The sequence below is a fragment of the Burkholderia sp. AU45251 genome (assembly GCF_030482905.1).
GTDB classification, from domain to species: Bacteria; Pseudomonadota; Gammaproteobacteria; order Burkholderiales; family Burkholderiaceae; genus Burkholderia; species Burkholderia aenigmatica.
Map to the genome: position 1 here is coordinate 285,050 of NZ_JAUJQH010000003.1, position 15,839 is coordinate 300,888.

Here is a 15,839-nt window from a genome sequence, read left to right on the forward strand (position 1 = left end):
TGCGCAAGATTATCAAGACAAAATACCGGCAGGGCGCCTAGGACAAGCCCCGATACCGGGCCCGGCGGCGGCGCGTTGGATGCGCCGCCGTTTCAGACACAGGAACGATTCAGCCGAGCGTTTCGTTGACCGCGCGCTGCAGGCACGTGACGAATTGCGAGACAGCGGGCGTGGGCAGCAGGTCGCGCCGCGCGATGATCGACAGGTCGAAGCGCGGCATGTTTTCGTCGAGGTCGGCCGTGCGGATGCCGAGCGGCGCGACCATTGTGGCGAGCGGGCGCGTGAAGCAGCCGATCACGTCCGAGCGTGCGACGAGCCCGAGTGTCACCGCGAACGACATCGGCGATCGCAGCAGGCGCTTCGGCAGCGGCAGCCCGCGCGCCTCGAACATCCCGACCATCACGCTGTGCGGAAACTGCTCGGCGCCGACCGTGACGATCCACTCGGCATCGAGCAATTCCTCTAACCGGCGCGCGTGCGCCAGCGGGTGGCCTTCGCGCATCACGACGGTGAATTCGGTCGACAGCAGCGGCGACTGCGTGAAATCGCGATCGAGCGCAGGCACGTGGTGCATCGCAGCGATGTCGAGCGTGCCGTTGCGCAACTGCGCGAGCGCGTCGGGCACCGTCACTTCCTCGAGATGCAGGTTCACGTTCGGCATCGACTGGCGGAATGCCGTCACCGCGCGCGGCAGCGCGGTCAGCGCAATCGACGGCATCGTGCCGACCGCGACGCGTCCCGACATTTCTCCTTTCACCTGCTCGACGGCTTCGACCGTGCGGCGGATATCGCCGAGCAGTTGCTCGGCGCGCGGCAGCAGCGCATGGCCGCATGCGGTCAGCTCGACGCCGCGTACGCTGCGTGCGAGCAGCTCCGCGTTGAGCGCCGTTTCAAGCTCGCGGATCGTATGCGTGATAGCGGGCTGCGTGACGCCGAGCTCGCGCGCGGCCGCGCGCAGGCTCTTGTGATGCGCGGCGGAGACGAACGCCTGCAGCTGCGCGAGGTTCAGGGGGTTGCGGATGCGGGTCATCGATCGGGTCCGGTTGGCGCGATGCTGTGGCGGGCGATGGGGTGTTTCTGAATTTGGTAGCGATCCTGACGGTTGCGTGCGCATGATTTTCCGCCGCCGGGGATCGGCAACGCAAGCCGGGGTGCGGCAGGAAGCGACAAGATGATCATCATGCGCCGGTTCGCGCGCGGAACGCCTGACGATACCGCTGCGGCGACGTGCCGACGACGCGCGCGAAGCGCTCGCGAAACGCGGTGACCGAACCGAAGCCGGCCTCCGTCGCGACATGCTCGATCGACAGCTCCGTGACCTCCAGCAACTGCTGCGCATGTCTGACGCGCGCGGTCTGCAGCCATTGCCGCGGCGACGTGCCCGTCTGCTCCTGGAAGCGCCGCGTCAGCGTGCGCACGCTCGTCGATGCCTTGCGGGCCATCGCGTCGAGCGTGAGCGGCTTGCGCAAGTTGGCCTGCAGCCAGTCCATCAGGCCTTGCAGGCCGTCGGTGCCGCTCGGCCATTCCGGCGCGATGAACTGCGCCTGCCCGCCTTCGCGGACGCGCGGGGCCACCGCGCAGCGCGCGGCGTCGACCGCGACCGCCGCACCGTAGTCGGCCTGGATCAGGTGCAGGCACAGATCGAGGCCGGCCGCCGCGCCGGCCGACGTCAGGATCTGCCCGTTGTCGACGAACAGCACGTTCGGATCGACGTCGACGTCCGGATAGCGGCACGCGAGTTCGGCGGCCGCGAGCCAGTGCGTGGTCGCGCGCAGGCCGTCGAGCAGCCCGGCTTCCGCGAGCACGAACGCGCCGCTGCAGATCGACGCGATCCGGCAACCGCGCGCGGCTGCCGCGCGCAGTGCCGCGATCACGTGACGCGACGTGGGCGCGAGCGGCACGGACGTGCCGGGAACGACGATCGTGTCGGCATCGGCGAGCGCGTCGAGACGAAACGGGGGGCGCAGGTCGAACAGGTCGCCCGCGACACGCGCGTGCTCGCTGCACACGCGGACGCGGTATGGCTGCGCGACGGTGGGCGAACGCACGCGTGCGAACGTGTCGCACGCGATGCCCAGATCGAACGGGACGACCTCGGGCAGGGCGAGCACGGCGACCGTATGCATGGCGTTCGGGGGCTTGGCCAGAATCCGTTTAAAGATGTCATTTTAGCCAATGGCCCGAAGCGGCACCATACGCGACAATCGTCGCGGACCAACCTGGAGGCTGTCAATGCAACAAGACGATCGCAATGCGCTGCGGAACCTGCAATACCTGTCGTTGCTGGAGGCGACCACGCTCGTGGTGCTGGTGTGCGTCGCCGTGCCGCTCAAGCACCTGGCCGGCTATCCGGCCGCGGTATCGATCATGGGCCCGGTGCACGGCATCGCGTTCGCGATGTACGTGTGGGCGGTCGTCGGCACTGCGTCGAGCGGGCTGTGGAGCAAGGCCGAAGTCGCGCGGCTCGTGCTGGCGGCCGTCGTGCCGTTCGCCGGCCTGACGAGTGCCGGATGGATTGCGCGCAGGAGGCATGCGCAATGATCTATCTGTGGCTCAAGGCCGTTCATGTCGTTGCCATGGTCACGTTCGTCGGCGGCCTGCTGCTGCTGTCCGTCGGCGTGCGCATCGCCAACCTCGCCGTGCATCGCGCGGTGCGGCGCTGGGACCGCACGGTGACGGCGCCCGCGCTCGCGCTCGTGTGGATCGCGGGGATCGCGCTGGCGCTGAACGGTCACTGGTTCGGCGCGGCGTGGCTGTCGGTGAAGCTCGTGGTGGTCGTCGCGCTGTCGGCGCTGCACGGGATCCTGGCCGGCACGCTGCGGCGCATGGAACGCGACGATCTCGTCGTCGTGCCGGCGCCGTGGCTCGGGCAGGCGGCGGGTGCGGTCGTGGCCGCGACGGCGATCGTCGTCGGGCTGGTCGTGATCAAGCCGTTCTGATGCGCAGGCCGGCGCGCGCCGGCCATCGGCAGAGGCGGGATAGTTCCTACGCCAGCGCCATCTCCACCGCCGCCAGCGTGCGACGCCGAATCCAGCCGCTCGCCATCCGGATCGCGAGCCAGTACGGCATGAACAGCAGCCGCGTGCGTGCGGTCGGGCAATGCACGAAGGTTTCGGTGCGCAGCATGTGCGCGCCCGACGCGAGCCCGACGACCTCGAAGCGCAGCACCAGCTTTGCGTCGCGCGGGTCGTCGTGCCGCACGAACGCCGCCGCGTCGGCGATCTTCAGCACGCCGAGGTCCGGACGCCAGAAGCGGCCGATCAGGCCGAACGACAGCGACGTTTCGTCGCGATGCAGCGGTGTGAATGCTTGGAGGCCGAAGCGTTCGCGTTCGACTCGCGGGGTGCCGTGGCGCAGCGACGCGACAACGGCTGCCGGGAATTCACGGACGTTGAGCAGTGCGTCGACGACCGGATCCGTGCGCATGTCGAGCGCGGCGACCGTGTCGATGATGCGTGCCGGCGCAGCGTCGATCGGCTTCGACTCGTGCACTTCGTGGAAGCCGAACGACGGGATGAACGGCGGCTTGTGCGCCGACATCCGGGTGCTCGATTCGGAGACGATGCCGAGCGCGTTCATGGAGGCTCCTGAAGGCAAAGCACGATCGTAGCATCGGGGGCGGATTCACGCCGCGCCGTTTCCGCGATGCGCGCCGTACGGCGCCGCCTCAACAAAAAAAGCCTGGAAACTTGCGTTCCCAGGCCTGGAGACCATCAACGATGATGGTGGAGGAGACGATGTCGTCCCGATGCGCGCCGTCCTTCTGCCGGCGACGTCGCGCACGTTTCGCGGTCAGATCGCCCAGCCGCCGAGATAGAACGTGACGAGCACGGCCGCGATGAGCACGGTGCCGACGTTGAGCTTGCGGAATTCGCCGCTGGCGATGCGGCCGATCACGAGCGTCGAGAAGCCGAGCATGATGCCCGTCACGATGTTCGCGGTCAGCACGATGAACACCGCGCAGACGAGGCCCGACATCGCGTCGACCATGTCGTCCATGTGCAGCTTGCTCACGCTGCCGAGCATCAGCAGGCCGACGTACATCAGCGCCGGTGCCGTGGCGTACGACGGCACGAGGCCCGCGAGCGGCGAGAAGAACATCACGACGAGGAACAGCAGGCCGACCACGGCGGCCGCGAGGCCCGTCTTCGCGCCGGCGGCCACGCCGACGCTCGACTCGATGTAGGCTGCCGCCGGCGCGCCGCCGAGGAAGCCGGAGAAGATCGAGCTGAGCGAATCGGCGGTCAGCGCACGGCCGCCGTTGATGATGCGGCCGTTCTCGTCGAGCTGGCCGGCCTGGCCCGCGACCGCGCGGATCGTGCCGGTCGCGTCGAACACCGCGGTCATCACCAGCGCCAGCACGCTCGGCAGCACGGCCATCGACAGCGCGCCCTTGATGTCCATCGCGCCGATCAGCGACGCATGGCCCGGTGCGCTCAGCGACGGCAGCGCGAAGATGCCGTGGTACTTCACGCTCGGATCGAAGATCAGGCCGAAGATCGAGATCGCGATCACGACGAGCAGGATGCCGCCCGGCACGCGACGCTTTTCGAGGCCGAAGATCGCGGCGAGGCCGATGACCGACATGATGACCGGGAGCGCGGTGATCTGGCCGAGCGAGACCGGCAGGCCGGCGCCCGGGTTCTTGATCACGAGGCCGACGTCGTTCGATGCGATCAGCAGCAGGAACAGGCCGATGCCGATCCCGGTGCCGTGCGCGACGCCCGCGGGCAGGTTGCGCAGGATCCACGAACGCACGCCGGTGACCGAGATGCCGGTGAACACGAGGCCCATCAGGAACACGGCGCCGAGCGCGACCGTCGGCGACAGCCCCTTGCCGAGCACGAGGCCGAATGCGGTGAACGCGGTCAGCGAGATCGCGCAGCCGATCGCGATCGGCAGCTTGGCCCACAGGCCCATCAGCAGCGAACCGAACGCGGTGGTCAGGCAGACCGCGACGAACACCGCACTCGTGTCGAAGCCGGCCTTGCCGAACATGCCGGGCACGACGAACACGGAATAGACCATCGCGAGGAAGGTCGTGACGCCGGCAATGATCTCGCGGCGCTGTGTGCTGCCGCGCGACGAAATGCCGAAGTACCGGTCGATGACTCCCTTGGTGCCAAAGTCAGTTTCTGTCGCGCCGACGTCGACCGTCGGCTGCACCGGGGTATCACTCATGAGCTTGCTCCTTTATCAGCATGCTGAAACGGCCCGTAGCGAACCGTCGTCAGGGTGTCTCGTATCTATCTAGTTGGGATTTGTCGGCAATGTCGCGGGGACGAATGACGCGTGATGCGTGTCGTTACGTGCGAATCGAAACGATCGCGAGGGTGTCGCGTCGGACGACGCGTGGTGTGGTCGACCCCGTCACGTGTGCTTTGCCGTAGCGAAGGTTAGGCGAGCCGCCCATCACGTCCCATCGGGGGAAGAGCATGCAGCGCATGTCGCAGCGCTTATATCGGCGTGCAACGGGGCTTCGTTGCGACGACACGCGTGTATACGCCTAGTTTGAATCCGTTAAGGCCACTATTTGAATGCGGGGTCGGCGGGCAGGACAGGAGCGGGTGAGGCATTGAATCTTACAAATGTATTTCATTGAGGCTGCGCACACGCATGACGGTGGTGGCGTGCGACGCGATGCGCGGTCGTGCGCAAGCGGCACCCGGATGATACCGGTGCCGCGCGTGGCTTGCGCTCGCGCGTTCCGGCCCTCGTTGGGTCAATCGGGCGTGAGATGCGCGAGGTACGCGCAGAACATGTCGGCCATCGCGGTCGAATAGGCGTCGATTTCCGCCGGCGTGCGCGCGGTTTCGGAGAACACCTTGCCGCCCGACGTGAGCGTCGTGATGATCAGTTCGCAAGCGAGCGCATGCGTGGTGTCGGACACGTCGGGCAGCGCTTCGCGCATGAACGCGCTGATGGCCCGGTTGCCCTCGGCCCGCGCTTCCTGCGCCTCGGGGGCGTCGCGATAGAGGGGCGCCGCGTCGTCGAGCGCGATGCGCATGCTCGCCTCGTCGCATTCCGACCGGATGAACGCATGCACGGCCGCGCGCAGCCGCTCATTAAGGATAGGATGGCTGAGTAAATGGGTGCGTGGCGAAAAGCACCGGGTGATGCCCGGTGCCGTCGACGCCGGGCATGTCACTTCAGGAACACATAGCGCGCGAAGTACGGGAAGCGACCGGTTGCATGCTCGGTCGTGCACGTCGCGGCCGGCGGCGTGCCGCCCGCCGTGTCGAGCCGCTGCACGAAGCGCACGCCGGCGAGGGTGCCGGTTGCGACCGGCGTCACCGCGAGCAGCAGTTGGGGAACGCTGGCCGGGTTTGCGCTCGGCGCTTCCGCGAGCTTCTTGCCGGTGATGCGGCTGCCGTCGAGCGCTTCCCACGACGGCCCTGCGCCGTGCCGGACGACGAGTGTGCCGCCGGCATCGAACAGCAGCGCTTCGGGGTGCTGGAAGGTCCACGCGAGCCGGTGTTCGGCATCGTATTCGCACGTGTAGACCTGCAAGCCGCTCGCGGTGGTCGACAGCACCGGCGTGGCCGGCTCGGGCGGCGCGAGACCGGCCGCGTCGTCGGCATGCGCGGGCGCGGTGAACGCCGCGAGGGAAAGACCGGCCGCAAGGGCCAGCAGCATGTCGCGTGTCGGGGAGCGGCTTGGCATGGGGGGGCGTCCTTTCGGGTCGGGTGACGGTCGTGTGAAGTCGATCCTGTCAACACTAGACGCCGATTGCGCGGGCCGCAACTCGGAAATGACAATCGCGGCGATAGCGGCCGCGATTGTCGGGGCGCGGATGCGCGATCAGCGGATCGCGACCGGGTTGATGTTGACCTGCGTGGAGCCGACGTACAGCGGCTGGCCGAGCACGAACAGGAATTCCCACGCCTTGTCGCGCACCAGCGCACGGCTGTCGATCAGCTCCAGGTTGTAGATGCCGCGCTTCGCGAGCATGTACTGGTTGATCGGGAATTCGTCCTGCGTGTGCGGATTCGGATAGACCTCCGACGCCCACGTGTCGCCGCCGAACGCGACGATCCCCTGGTCGGCCAGCCACTTCGCGGCTTCCATCCCGATGCCGGGCTCGACTTCGAGGAACTGCTTGTTGTCCTTGCCGATCAGCTCCAGCCAGCCGGTGTTGAACAGCACGACGTCGCCCTTACGCAGCGTCAGCCCCTGCTTCTTCAGCACGGCCTGGATGTCGGCGACCGTGAACTCGGTGCCGCCCGGCACGATCGGCTTGCCGTAGTAAGCGGTCATGTCGAGTACGACGCCGCGCGTGACGATCGGCGGCACCTTTTCGACGCCGAGCTTCTTCACGCCGTCGACGGTCACGAAATCGGCTGCCTGATTGCCGTTGTAGTACACGTTGTCGATGCCGATATGGCCGATTCCGTTCAACTGCGTGCCGACGCCGGTCCACGCGTTGACGAGCTCGTCGTTGAACGTGAACTTGTTCGGGCCGAGGCTCTTGCCGGCCTGCTGGCCGACCTGCACGTTGTACAGGCGGAAGCTGCGGTGGCGGAACGCCGGCAGGTTCTTGTCCACCGGCACGGCCAGCGGATAGGTCTTGCCAGCCTTCACGAGGCCGACTGCCTGCTTGATGACGTCGGGCGTCAGCAGGTTGGCCGCGCCGATTTCGTCGTTCGCGCCATAGACGGACGGATACCAGTCGGCCGCCGGTGCGGACGGGGCGGCGTGGGCCGCCTGTGCGGCCGCGAACGGCAGGATCGCGGCGAGCGCGAGCCGCGCGAGTGTGGCTTTCATTGCGGATTCCTCTCGAATGCTTACGCCGCGGCTTGCGCGAGCGTCGGATAGTCGGTCAGGCCCTGGGCGCCGCCGCCGAACAGCGTGTTGCGGTCGTGCGGCGCGAGCGCGGCGCCGGTGCGCAGGCGCTCCGGCAGGTCGGGGTTCGCGACGAACGGGCGGCCGAAAGCGACGAGGTCGGCCCAGCCGGCGGCGATCGCTTCGCGTGCGCGCTCGGCGGTGTACGCGCCGGCGTAGATCAGTACGCCCGGGTACGCGGCGCGCAGTTGCTGCTTGAACGCGACCGGCATCAGCGGCGCGTCGTCCCAGTCGGCTTCCGCGATATGCAGGTAGCCGACGCCGAGCTCGCCGAGCAGCTTCGCGGCGGCGAGATAGGTCGTTTCCGGATCGTCGTCGACGCAACCGTTCAGCGTGGTCAACGGCGCGAGGCGGATGCCGACGCGCGATGCGTCACCGGTGCCGTCGATCAGCGCCTGCGCGACTTCGCGCAGGAAGCGCAGCCGGTTTTCCAGCGAGCCGCCGTAGATGTCCGTGCGCGTGTTCGCGTTCGAATCGATGAACTGGTTCACGAGGTAGCCGTTCGCGCCGTGCAGTTCGACGCCGTCGAAGCCGGCTTCGATCGCATTGCGCGCGGCGGCGCGGTACTGGTCGACGATCTCGCGGATCTCGTCGATCGACAGCGCGCGCGGCTCCGACGCCTGTACGAAGCCCGGCGTGCTGCCGTCCTCACCGGCGACGAACACGTTCACGCCCTTCGCCTGGATCGGCGACGACGACACGGGTTGCTGGCCGCCGAGCAGGCTCGTGTGGCTCAGCCGGCCGACGTGCCACAGCTGCGCGAAGATGCGGCCGTGCGCGGCATGCACGGCATCCGTCACCTTGCGCCAGCCGGCGACCTGCGACGGCGTGTGAATGCCGGGCGTCCATGCGTAGCCCTTGCCGAGCGGCGCGATGTAGGTGCCTTCGCTGACGATCAGGCCGGCACTCGCGCGCTGCGCGTAATACGCGGCCATCAGTTCGTTGGCTTCGTCGCCGGGCTGGCTCGCGCGCGAACGCGTCATCGGCGGCATCACGATGCGGTTCGGCAGCGTCAGCGCGCCGAACTGCAGCGGTTGAAAAAGCGGGTCCTGGGTCATGGTGTGTCCTGTCGGTGCCGCGGCCGGCTGGCCGCGGACGGGTCGATTACGGGGGCGGGGGGCTTAGTCCCACTTCGGCGCGAGGCCGGCCGGGTCGACTTCGCGGCCGTTGCGCTCGAGCGCGGCGATTTGCGCCATGTCTTCGTCGGTCAGGCGCAGCGTCTGTGCGAGCAGGTTGCTTGCAAGGTTTTCGCGCTTGGTCGACGACGGGATCACCGAGTAGCCGAGCTGCAGTGCCCAGGCGAGTGCGACTTGCGCCGGCGTCGCGTTGTGACGCTGCGCGATCGCGCCGATCACCGGGTCGCCGAGCACCTTGCCGTACGCGAGCGTCATGTACGACGTCACGTGGATGCCTTCGGCGTTCAGGAACTCGACCAGCTTGCGGTTCTGCAGGTACGGGCTCAGTTCGATCTGGTTCGTCGCGATCGCCTCCTTGCCGACGGCCGCGATCGCTTCCTTCGTCAGTTCGATGTTGAAGTTCGAGATGCCGATCTGGCGCGTGAGGCCCTTTGCCTTCGCTTCGGCGAGTGCGGTCATGAACGCCTGGATCGACACGCCGTTACCCGGGGCCGGCCAGTGGATCAGCGTCAGGTCGACGTAGTCGGTGCGCAGCTTGCGCAGACTTTCCTCGAGGCTCGCGACCAGCTTTTCCGGTGCGTAGTTGTCGACCCAGATCTTCGTGGTCAGGAACAGGTCTTCGCGGCGCACGCCCGATGCGGCGATCGCTTCGCCGACTTCGGCTTCGTTGCCGTAGATCTGCGCGGTGTCGATCGCGCGGTAGCCGACTTCGAGGCCGTTGCGGACCGAGTCGATGACAACCTGGCCTTGCAGGCGGAACGTACCGAGGCCGAATGCGGGAATCTTGCTCATCATGTGCTCCTGGGAGAGGTGGAACGGTTGCGGTATGGGAGTCATTCTGGCGCTTGAGACTGATGAAATAAACGCCTTTAGAGGTCAATAATATTTGATTTAAAATCAAATATAGGTTGTGCCGCGAGCCCGCCGAAGGCCGTTACCGGCCTTATGCAGCGTGCGTTTGCGCGTTCGTCTTCGGATGGAATTCGGGCAGCACGTCCGACGCGATCTCGGCCATCGTCTCGTCGAGCGGGCGGCGGTTGCGGCGGAAATGCAGGCCGATGTGCTGCACGCCCGCGTCGCGCATCGCCGCGAGTTCTTCCGTCAGCGCGAGGCGGCCCGCGCGGGCGCCGAAGCGGTGCCGCTGCAGCGGTTCGTGCGGATCTTCCGCGAGGTCGAGGTGGATGAAGCTCACGTACGGCTTGTCGCCGGCCACTGCGCGCCAGTTCGCGGCGCGCTGCGCGTGGTCGGCCGGCGTGCCCGGATACGCGAGGCAGCCGTCCATGTGCTCGCCGATCCACGCGGGCGTCTGCTGTGCGAGACCCGCGACGAGCAGCGGCACCGGCGAACGGGCGGCCGGCAGCACTTCGAGGCCGGGCGGCAGGTGGCCGCGCGCGCCGTCGCGCAGCAGTTCGATCTGGTCGCGGAAATTCGCGCCGCGCGACGCGAAATCGCGGCCGAAGAGCGGATATTCGACCGGCCGGTCGCCGCTCGCGACGCCCAGCATCAGGCGCCCGCCGCTCAACTCCTGGATCGTCGCGGCCGATTTCAGCGTCAGCAGCGGCTCGCGCAGCGGCAGCACGACGGCGGCCGTGCCGAGCAGGATGTCGTTCGTGATGCCGGCGAGGTAGCCGAGATACGAGAACGTTTCGAACACCTGCGCGGCGTCGCCGAACGACGGGTCGTACACCGGCACGTCGCGCACCCAGAGCGCGCGAAAGCCGAGAGTGTCGGCCAGTTGCGCGAGCTCCGCGTGGATCTCCAGGTCGGGCACGCCGGGGCGGCGGCCCTGATGCTGGCGCTTCGCGTCGCCGGCCGGCGACCAGTCGTTGTCGAGCGGCAGTTCGATGCCGACGCTGAAGCCGCCGTCGGCGAGTGTGTCGAGTGAAGTGGACATGTCGGGTTCCGTTCAGACCGCGCGCAGGCTGCCTTCGAGGCGATAGAAATCGAGCGACGACGCGGTGAAGAACGAGCGCGACGTGCCGGCGGCGAAATCGTCGATGTGCACGACCGTCGCACGGTCGGCTTCCTGCCACGAGATCGCGTAGGTCTCGCCGGCGACGGGCTGCCACGTGTATTCGACTTCACCCTTCGCGCCCGCGTACGGGCCTTCGGTGATCTCGTAGCGCATGTGGAGGCCATCCTCGTCGTACGCGTTGAGTGCGGTGAGGCCGTCGTAACGGACTTCGAAAGTCTTGCCGGCGAACGGCGGACGTTGGGTCGATGCGTTCATGCTGGTGAGCTCCTGCAAAAAAGTGACGTTCAATGGGCGAGTTCGACGGGTTCGGCCGTGCGTTCCGGCAGCCCGTGGCGGCGGTCGAGACGGCCGCTCAGTGCGGTGAGCGCGAACGCGCCCAGCGTGACGACGGCAGCGATCCACGGCGTGTGGCCGAGGCCCACGTTCGCGACGATCAGGCCGCCGAGCGACGAGCCGCCGGCCACGCCGAGGTTGAAGGCGGCGATGTTGAAGCCCGACGCGACGTCGGTGGCGTCCGGCGCGAAGTGGCGCGCCTGCTTGACGACGTACACCTGCAGCCCCGGCACGTTGCCGAACGCGACGGCACCCCAGGCGAGCATCGTCAGCACCGCGAGCCATTTCACGTGGATCGTGAAGGTCAGCGCGAGCAGCACGATCGCGAGCAGCAGGAAGATCCGCTTGAGTGCCTTCACCGGGCCGACGGCATCCGCGAGCTTGCCGCCCCACACGTTGCCGAACGCGACCGACACGCCGTAGCCGACGAGCACGAGGCTGACCTGCGACGGCGTGAAGCCGGCGATCTGTTCGAGCAGCGGCGCCATGTACGTGAACGCGATCAGCGAGCCGCCGTAGCCGACGGCCGTCATCGCGAAGACGAGCAGCAGGCGCGGCTGGGCCAGCACGCGCAACTGGCGGGCAAGCGGTGCCGGCGGCGTCTGCGGCAGCCCGCGCGGCACGAAGGCCACCGCGCCGATGAAGGCGACGAGGCCGAACAGCGCGACGATCAGGAACGTCGCGCGCCAGCCGAAGTGCTGGCCGATGAAGGTGCCGAGCGGAATCCCGGCGACGAATGCGACGGTCATCCCGCTGAACATCGTCGCGATCGCGCTGGCGGCCTTGTCCTTCGGCACGAGCGTGGTCGCGATGATCGAGCCGACCGAGAAGAACACGCCGTGCGCGAGGCCGGTGAGGACGCGCGCGACGATCAGCGATTCGTAGCTCGGCGCTTGCCACGCGACGAGGTTGCCGACGGTGAACAGCGCCATCAGCCCGGCGAGCAGCGTCTTGCGCGGCACGCGGCCGGTGAGCGCGGTGAGCAGCGGCGCGCCGATCGCGACGCTCAGCGCATAGAGGCTGACGAGCAGGCCGGCGGACGGCAGGCTGACGCCGAGATCGGCGCCGATCGTCGGGATCAGCCCGACGATCACGAATTCGGTGGTGCCGATGGCAAAGGCGCTGATGGTCAGCGCAAGCAGGGCGAGTGGCATGATGGGATCCAGGTTCCAGTCAGGATGGATCGCAGTGTGCCGGCTTTACTTTTGCGGAAAAACTGGTCTATAAACCAAATTGTTTTGATTTCAAATCAATAGTGCCGCCATGAAGATCACGCTCGACGAACTCCAGGCCTTTACCGCCGTGGTCGATTCCGGTTCGATCACGGCTGCCGCGCAGCAGCTCGACCTCACGGTGTCCGCGGCGAGCCGCACACTCGGGCGGCTCGAGGAGAAGCTGAAGACCACGCTGCTGCGCCGGACCACGCGCCGGCTCGAACTGACCGAGGAAGGGCGCGCGTTCCTGCAGGACGCGCGCGCGATCATCGAATCGGTCGAGACGGCGGAGGAGCAGATGCTCGCGCGACGCGAAATGCCGTCGGGGCGGCTGCGTATCGATGCGGCGACGCCGTTCATGCTGCATGTGATCGTGCCGCTCGTGCGCGGCTATCGCGAACGCTTCCCGAAGGTCGAGCTGGAGCTGAACAGCAACGAGGGCATCATCGACCTGCTGGAGCGGCGCACCGATGTCGCGATCCGGATCGGCCGGTTGAAGGATTCGACGCTGCACAGCCGGCGCATCGGCAACAGCCGGCTGCGCATCCTCGCGAGCCCCGCGTATCTCGACGCGCACGGCCAGCCGCGCAAGGCCGAGGATCTCGACAAGCACACGCTGCTCGGTTTCACGCAGCCCGAATCGCTGAACGTGTGGCCGATCCTCGGCACCGACGGCGAAGCGTGCCGCATCGAGCCGGACGTCTGTTCGTCGAGCGGCGAGACGCTGCGGCAGCTCGGGCTGGAGGGCGCGGGCATCGTCTGCCTGTCGGATTTCATGACCGCGCAGGATCGCGAAGCGGGCCGGCTCGTGCAGGTGCTCGCGCGCCAGACGCTCGAGGTCGAGCAGCCGATCCATGCGGTGTACTACCGCAATACCGCGATCTCGTCGCGGATCGCGTCGTTCGTCGACTACATGATCGAGGTGCTGGGCGGCGGCAGCGGCAGCAGCGACGCGCCGGCGCGTCGCAAGGCCGTGTGGATGGAGCCGCTGTAGCAGCGGGCTCGCGGGGAAGACGGGGCGGGCACAGCCCCAGGGGATCCGGCGTGCCGCGCGGGCGGCACGCCGTCGTGCAGCAGCCGTTACGCCTCTTCGGCCCAGGACATCCCGTCGCGCGCGAGCAGCGCCGACGAAGCCGCGGGCCCGAACGTGCCCGCCGTGTACAGGCGCGGCCGGTCGCCGAGCTGCTTCCAGCCGTCGAGGATCGGCTCGACCCACGACCACGCGGCTTCGAGCTCGTCGCGGCGCATGAAGTGCGTGAGGCGGCCGCGGATCACGTCGATCAGCAAACGCTCGTACGCTTCCGCGCGCCGCTCCGGAATCGCCTGCTGCAGGTCGAGGTTCAGGCTCACGGGTACCATGTTCATCCCGCTGCCCGGTTCCTTCGCGAGCATCTGCAGCTGGATCGACTCTTCCGGCTGGAGCTGGATCACGAGGCGGTTGCTGTAGTGGCGCGGGCCGGTCGGGATGATCGAGAACGGCATGTCCGCGAACTCGATCACGATTTCCGACTGGCGGCGCTGCAGCCGCTTGCCGGTGCGCAGGAAGAACGGCACGTTCGCCCAGCGCCAGTTGTTGATGTGCGCGCGCAGCGCGACGAAGGTTTCCGCGCGGCTGTCCGCCGGCACGTTGTCTTCCTCGAGATAGCCCTTGACCGGCTGGCCGTCGACCGCGCCGGCCGTGTACTGGCCGCGCACCGTGTCGCGCGCGACGTCGGCCACCGCCATCGGCCGCAGCGAGCGCAGCACCTTCAGCTTCTCGTCGCGCACCGCGTCCGGGTCGAGCGACACCGGCGGCTCCATCGCAACGATGCACAGCAGCTGCAGCAGGTGGTTCTGCACCATGTCGCGCAGCGCGCCGGTATGGTCGTAGAAGCCCGCGCGGCTGCCGACGCCCACCGACTCCGCCACCGTGATCTGCACGCTGCGGATGCTGGGCGCCTGCCACAGCGGCCCGAAGATCGGGTTGCCGAAGCGCAGCACCATCAGGTTCTGCACGGTTTCCTTGCCGAGATAGTGGTCGATCCGATAGATCTGCGATTCCTCGAAGTGCTTGCCGACCGCATCGTTGATCGCCTTCGCGGACGCGAGATCGTGGCCGAGCGGCTTTTCGAGGACGACGCGCGAGTGCCGGTCGACGAGATGCGCGGCCGACAGGTTGTCGCAGATCGTCGTGAACAGCTCCGGCGACGTCGACAGGTAGAACACGCGGATCGCGTCGCCGCGCGCCGCTTCCGCGAGCCGCAGGTAGTCGTCCGGCGCGTTCACGTCGATCAGCACGTACTTGAACAGGTCGAGGAAACGGCTCCAGGCCGCGGGATCGAACGCCTTTTCATCGATGAACGGGCGCGACTGCTCGTCCATGAACTTGCGATAGCCGTCGATGCCCCAGTCGCGGCGGCCGACCGCGATGATGCGCGTCTCGGGCGGAAGGTTGCAGTGCAGATGCGCCATGTACAGCGCGGGCAACAGCTTGCGGGCGGCCAGGTCGCCGCCGCCGCCGAAAATGATCATGTCGACGGGCCGGTCGGCCGCGGTCTGGGTAGGCTGATTCGTCATGGGAGGTTCGCGGTGTGAAACGGTGAACGTGAAACGAACGTCAAGGCACCGGGCGCCGATACGTGAACGCACCAGTACGTGAAAACGCTAATAGTGCCCGGTTTTGACGGATTGTGTATGAGTTCGCCCGGATGTAACAGGCCTTGCATTCCGCATGATCGCCCCATTATGATTGAGCGCTCACTCATTAAAGGAATCGAACGTGGCCCGACCGCGCAGTCCCGACAAGCACGAAGCCATCCTCGCCGCGGCCGCTCGCGCGCTTGCCGAGGACGGCGCAACCGCGACGACCGCGCGCATCGCGCGGCTCGCCGGCGTGGCGGAAGGCACGGTGTTCACGTATTTCGAGACCAAGGACGCGTTGCTGAACGCGCTGTACGTGAGCCTGAAGGCCGGGATGCGCGAAGCGATGATGGCCGGGTTTCCGGAACACGCGCCGGTCGAGCAGGCCGTGCGGCATGCGTGGAACGGCTATGTGTCGTGGGGCGTCGCGAATCCGGACGGGCGGCGCGCGCTGCAGCAGCTCGGCGTGAGCGGGCGCATCGACGACGCGCATCGCGCGGCCGGCGCCGAAGGCTTCGGCGGGATCAATGCGCTGCTGCGCGAGCAGGTGGCGACGTCCGGCGCGCTGAAACCCGACGAAGCACACGCGTTCTGCGCAGCGTTGTTTACGTCGATCGCGGAAACGGCGATGGAGTCGATCGCACGCGATCCGGCGCGCGCTGAAGCGTATCGGGAGGCCGGGTTTCGCGCGTTGTGGGCCGTGTTGCACGCGGTGTGAGG

General features: G+C 67.6%; 16 protein-coding genes and 1 pseudogene. 4 read left to right on the top strand and 13 right to left on the bottom strand.

The annotated features are described in order from the left end of the window. Positions 1–109: 109 nt before the first annotated feature. Positions 110–1,030, bottom strand: coding sequence for a LysR substrate-binding domain-containing protein (locus QZM67_RS10995; protein WP_301802684.1), 921 nt, complete (start codon positions 1,028–1,030; stop codon positions 110–112). A gap of 148 nt (positions 1,031–1,178) precedes the next feature. After that, positions 1,179–2,126: a GlxA family transcriptional regulator gene (locus QZM67_RS11000; RefSeq protein WP_301802687.1), complete on the bottom strand. Its 948-nt coding sequence runs from the start codon at positions 2,124–2,126 to the stop codon at positions 1,179–1,181. A 106-nt stretch (positions 2,127–2,232) separates the two neighbouring features. On the opposite strand from QZM67_RS11000, the gene QZM67_RS11005 reads away from it, so the two are divergent. Beyond that, positions 2,233–2,541 (top strand): DUF3817 domain-containing protein, encoded by a 309-nt coding sequence (locus tag QZM67_RS11005; RefSeq protein WP_175022941.1) that lies wholly within the window; start codon positions 2,233–2,235, stop codon positions 2,539–2,541. After that, positions 2,538–2,939, top strand: a complete 402-nt coding sequence (locus QZM67_RS11010) for a CopD family protein (protein WP_175022940.1) — start codon at positions 2,538–2,540, stop codon at positions 2,937–2,939. The genes QZM67_RS11005 and QZM67_RS11010 overlap by 4 nt, the downstream gene beginning before the upstream one ends. Positions 2,940–2,985: 46 nt before the next feature. Here QZM67_RS11010 and QZM67_RS11015 read toward each other — a convergent pair whose 3' ends face one another. The 10 genes and pseudogenes from QZM67_RS11015 to QZM67_RS11060 form a co-directional block, all read right to left on the bottom strand. Beyond that, positions 2,986–3,579: a hypothetical protein gene (locus QZM67_RS11015; protein ID WP_301802691.1), complete on the bottom strand. Its 594-nt coding sequence runs from the start codon at positions 3,577–3,579 to the stop codon at positions 2,986–2,988. Positions 3,580–3,792: 213 nt separating this feature from the next. Next, the gene (locus QZM67_RS11020) at positions 3,793–5,181 is read right to left on the bottom strand and encodes an NCS2 family permease (RefSeq protein WP_175022936.1); all 1,389 of its coding nucleotides are present in this window, start codon (positions 5,179–5,181) and stop codon (positions 3,793–3,795) included. 541 nt (positions 5,182–5,722) lie between these two features. Then, a pseudogene (locus QZM67_RS11025) lies at positions 5,723–6,064 on the bottom strand (TetR/AcrR family transcriptional regulator); the annotation flags it as partial. Positions 6,065–6,144: 80 nt separating this feature from the next. After that, positions 6,145–6,663: a DUF3455 domain-containing protein gene (locus QZM67_RS11030; RefSeq protein ID WP_301802694.1), complete on the bottom strand. Its 519-nt coding sequence runs from the start codon at positions 6,661–6,663 to the stop codon at positions 6,145–6,147. A gap of 138 nt (positions 6,664–6,801) precedes the next feature. Then, entirely contained in the window at positions 6,802–7,764 is a 963-nt protein-coding gene (locus QZM67_RS11035; RefSeq protein ID WP_175022930.1) for a cyclase family protein, read from the bottom strand. Between the two features lie 20 nt (positions 7,765–7,784). Beyond that, positions 7,785–8,900, bottom strand: a complete 1,116-nt coding sequence (locus tag QZM67_RS11040) for an alkene reductase (RefSeq protein WP_301802699.1) — start codon at positions 8,898–8,900, stop codon at positions 7,785–7,787. 63 nt (positions 8,901–8,963) lie between these two features. Then, positions 8,964–9,770: a 2,5-didehydrogluconate reductase DkgB gene (gene dkgB / locus QZM67_RS11045; RefSeq protein ID WP_175022926.1), complete on the bottom strand. Its 807-nt coding sequence runs from the start codon at positions 9,768–9,770 to the stop codon at positions 8,964–8,966. A 151-nt stretch (positions 9,771–9,921) separates the two neighbouring features. After that, a complete protein-coding gene (locus QZM67_RS11050; RefSeq protein ID WP_301802702.1) occupies positions 9,922–10,872 on the bottom strand; it encodes an LLM class oxidoreductase in 951 nt (316 codons plus the stop codon). A 12-nt stretch (positions 10,873–10,884) separates the two neighbouring features. Next, a complete protein-coding gene (locus tag QZM67_RS11055; protein WP_175022922.1) occupies positions 10,885–11,208 on the bottom strand; it encodes an adenylate cyclase in 324 nt (107 codons plus the stop codon). A gap of 29 nt (positions 11,209–11,237) precedes the next feature. Next, on the bottom strand, positions 11,238–12,440 hold the full coding sequence (locus QZM67_RS11060) for an MFS transporter (RefSeq protein WP_175022920.1): 1,203 nt from the start codon (positions 12,438–12,440) through the stop codon (positions 11,238–11,240). Positions 12,441–12,549: 109 nt separating this feature from the next. Here QZM67_RS11060 and QZM67_RS11065 point away from each other — a divergent pair, with 109 nt between their 5' ends. Further along, the gene (locus QZM67_RS11065; protein ID WP_301802704.1) at positions 12,550–13,494 is read left to right on the top strand and encodes a LysR family transcriptional regulator; all 945 of its coding nucleotides are present in this window, start codon (positions 12,550–12,552) and stop codon (positions 13,492–13,494) included. A gap of 86 nt (positions 13,495–13,580) precedes the next feature. On the opposite strand, the gene zwf is transcribed toward QZM67_RS11065, so the two are convergent. Further along, positions 13,581–15,056, bottom strand: coding sequence for a glucose-6-phosphate dehydrogenase (zwf, locus tag QZM67_RS11070; RefSeq protein WP_175022916.1), 1,476 nt, complete (start codon positions 15,054–15,056; stop codon positions 13,581–13,583). Positions 15,057–15,258: 202 nt separating this feature from the next. Between zwf and QZM67_RS11075 the strand changes: the two genes are divergently transcribed. Next, complete coding sequence (locus tag QZM67_RS11075) at positions 15,259–15,837, top strand: TetR/AcrR family transcriptional regulator (protein ID WP_301802707.1); 579 nt, start codon at positions 15,259–15,261, stop codon at positions 15,835–15,837. Positions 15,838–15,839: the final 2 nt, after the last annotated feature.

Coding starts and splice junctions, on each gene's coding strand:
- QZM67_RS10995 (WP_301802684.1), bottom strand. CDS start 1,030: ATGACCCGCATCCGCAACCCCCTGAACCTCGCGCAGCTGCAGGCGTTC.
- QZM67_RS11000 (WP_301802687.1), bottom strand. CDS start 2,126: ATGCATACGGTCGCCGTGCTCGCCCTGCCCGAGGTCGTCCCGTTCGAT.
- QZM67_RS11005 (WP_175022941.1), top strand. CDS start 2,233: ATGCAACAAGACGATCGCAATGCGCTGCGGAACCTGCAATACCTGTCG.
- QZM67_RS11010 (WP_175022940.1), top strand. CDS start 2,538: ATGATCTATCTGTGGCTCAAGGCCGTTCATGTCGTTGCCATGGTCACG.
- QZM67_RS11015 (WP_301802691.1), bottom strand. CDS start 3,579: ATGAACGCGCTCGGCATCGTCTCCGAATCGAGCACCCGGATGTCGGCG.
- QZM67_RS11020 (WP_175022936.1), bottom strand. CDS start 5,181: ATGAGTGATACCCCGGTGCAGCCGACGGTCGACGTCGGCGCGACAGAA.
- QZM67_RS11030 (WP_301802694.1), bottom strand. CDS start 6,663: ATGCCAAGCCGCTCCCCGACACGCGACATGCTGCTGGCCCTTGCGGCC.
- QZM67_RS11035 (WP_175022930.1), bottom strand. CDS start 7,764: ATGAAAGCCACACTCGCGCGGCTCGCGCTCGCCGCGATCCTGCCGTTC.
- QZM67_RS11040 (WP_301802699.1), bottom strand. CDS start 8,900: ATGACCCAGGACCCGCTTTTTCAACCGCTGCAGTTCGGCGCGCTGACG.
- dkgB (WP_175022926.1), bottom strand. CDS start 9,770: ATGAGCAAGATTCCCGCATTCGGCCTCGGTACGTTCCGCCTGCAAGGC.
- QZM67_RS11050 (WP_301802702.1), bottom strand. CDS start 10,872: ATGTCCACTTCACTCGACACACTCGCCGACGGCGGCTTCAGCGTCGGC.
- QZM67_RS11055 (WP_175022922.1), bottom strand. CDS start 11,208: ATGAACGCATCGACCCAACGTCCGCCGTTCGCCGGCAAGACTTTCGAA.
- QZM67_RS11060 (WP_175022920.1), bottom strand. CDS start 12,440: ATGCCACTCGCCCTGCTTGCGCTGACCATCAGCGCCTTTGCCATCGGC.
- QZM67_RS11065 (WP_301802704.1), top strand. CDS start 12,550: ATGAAGATCACGCTCGACGAACTCCAGGCCTTTACCGCCGTGGTCGAT.
- zwf (WP_175022916.1), bottom strand. CDS start 15,056: ATGACGAATCAGCCTACCCAGACCGCGGCCGACCGGCCCGTCGACATG.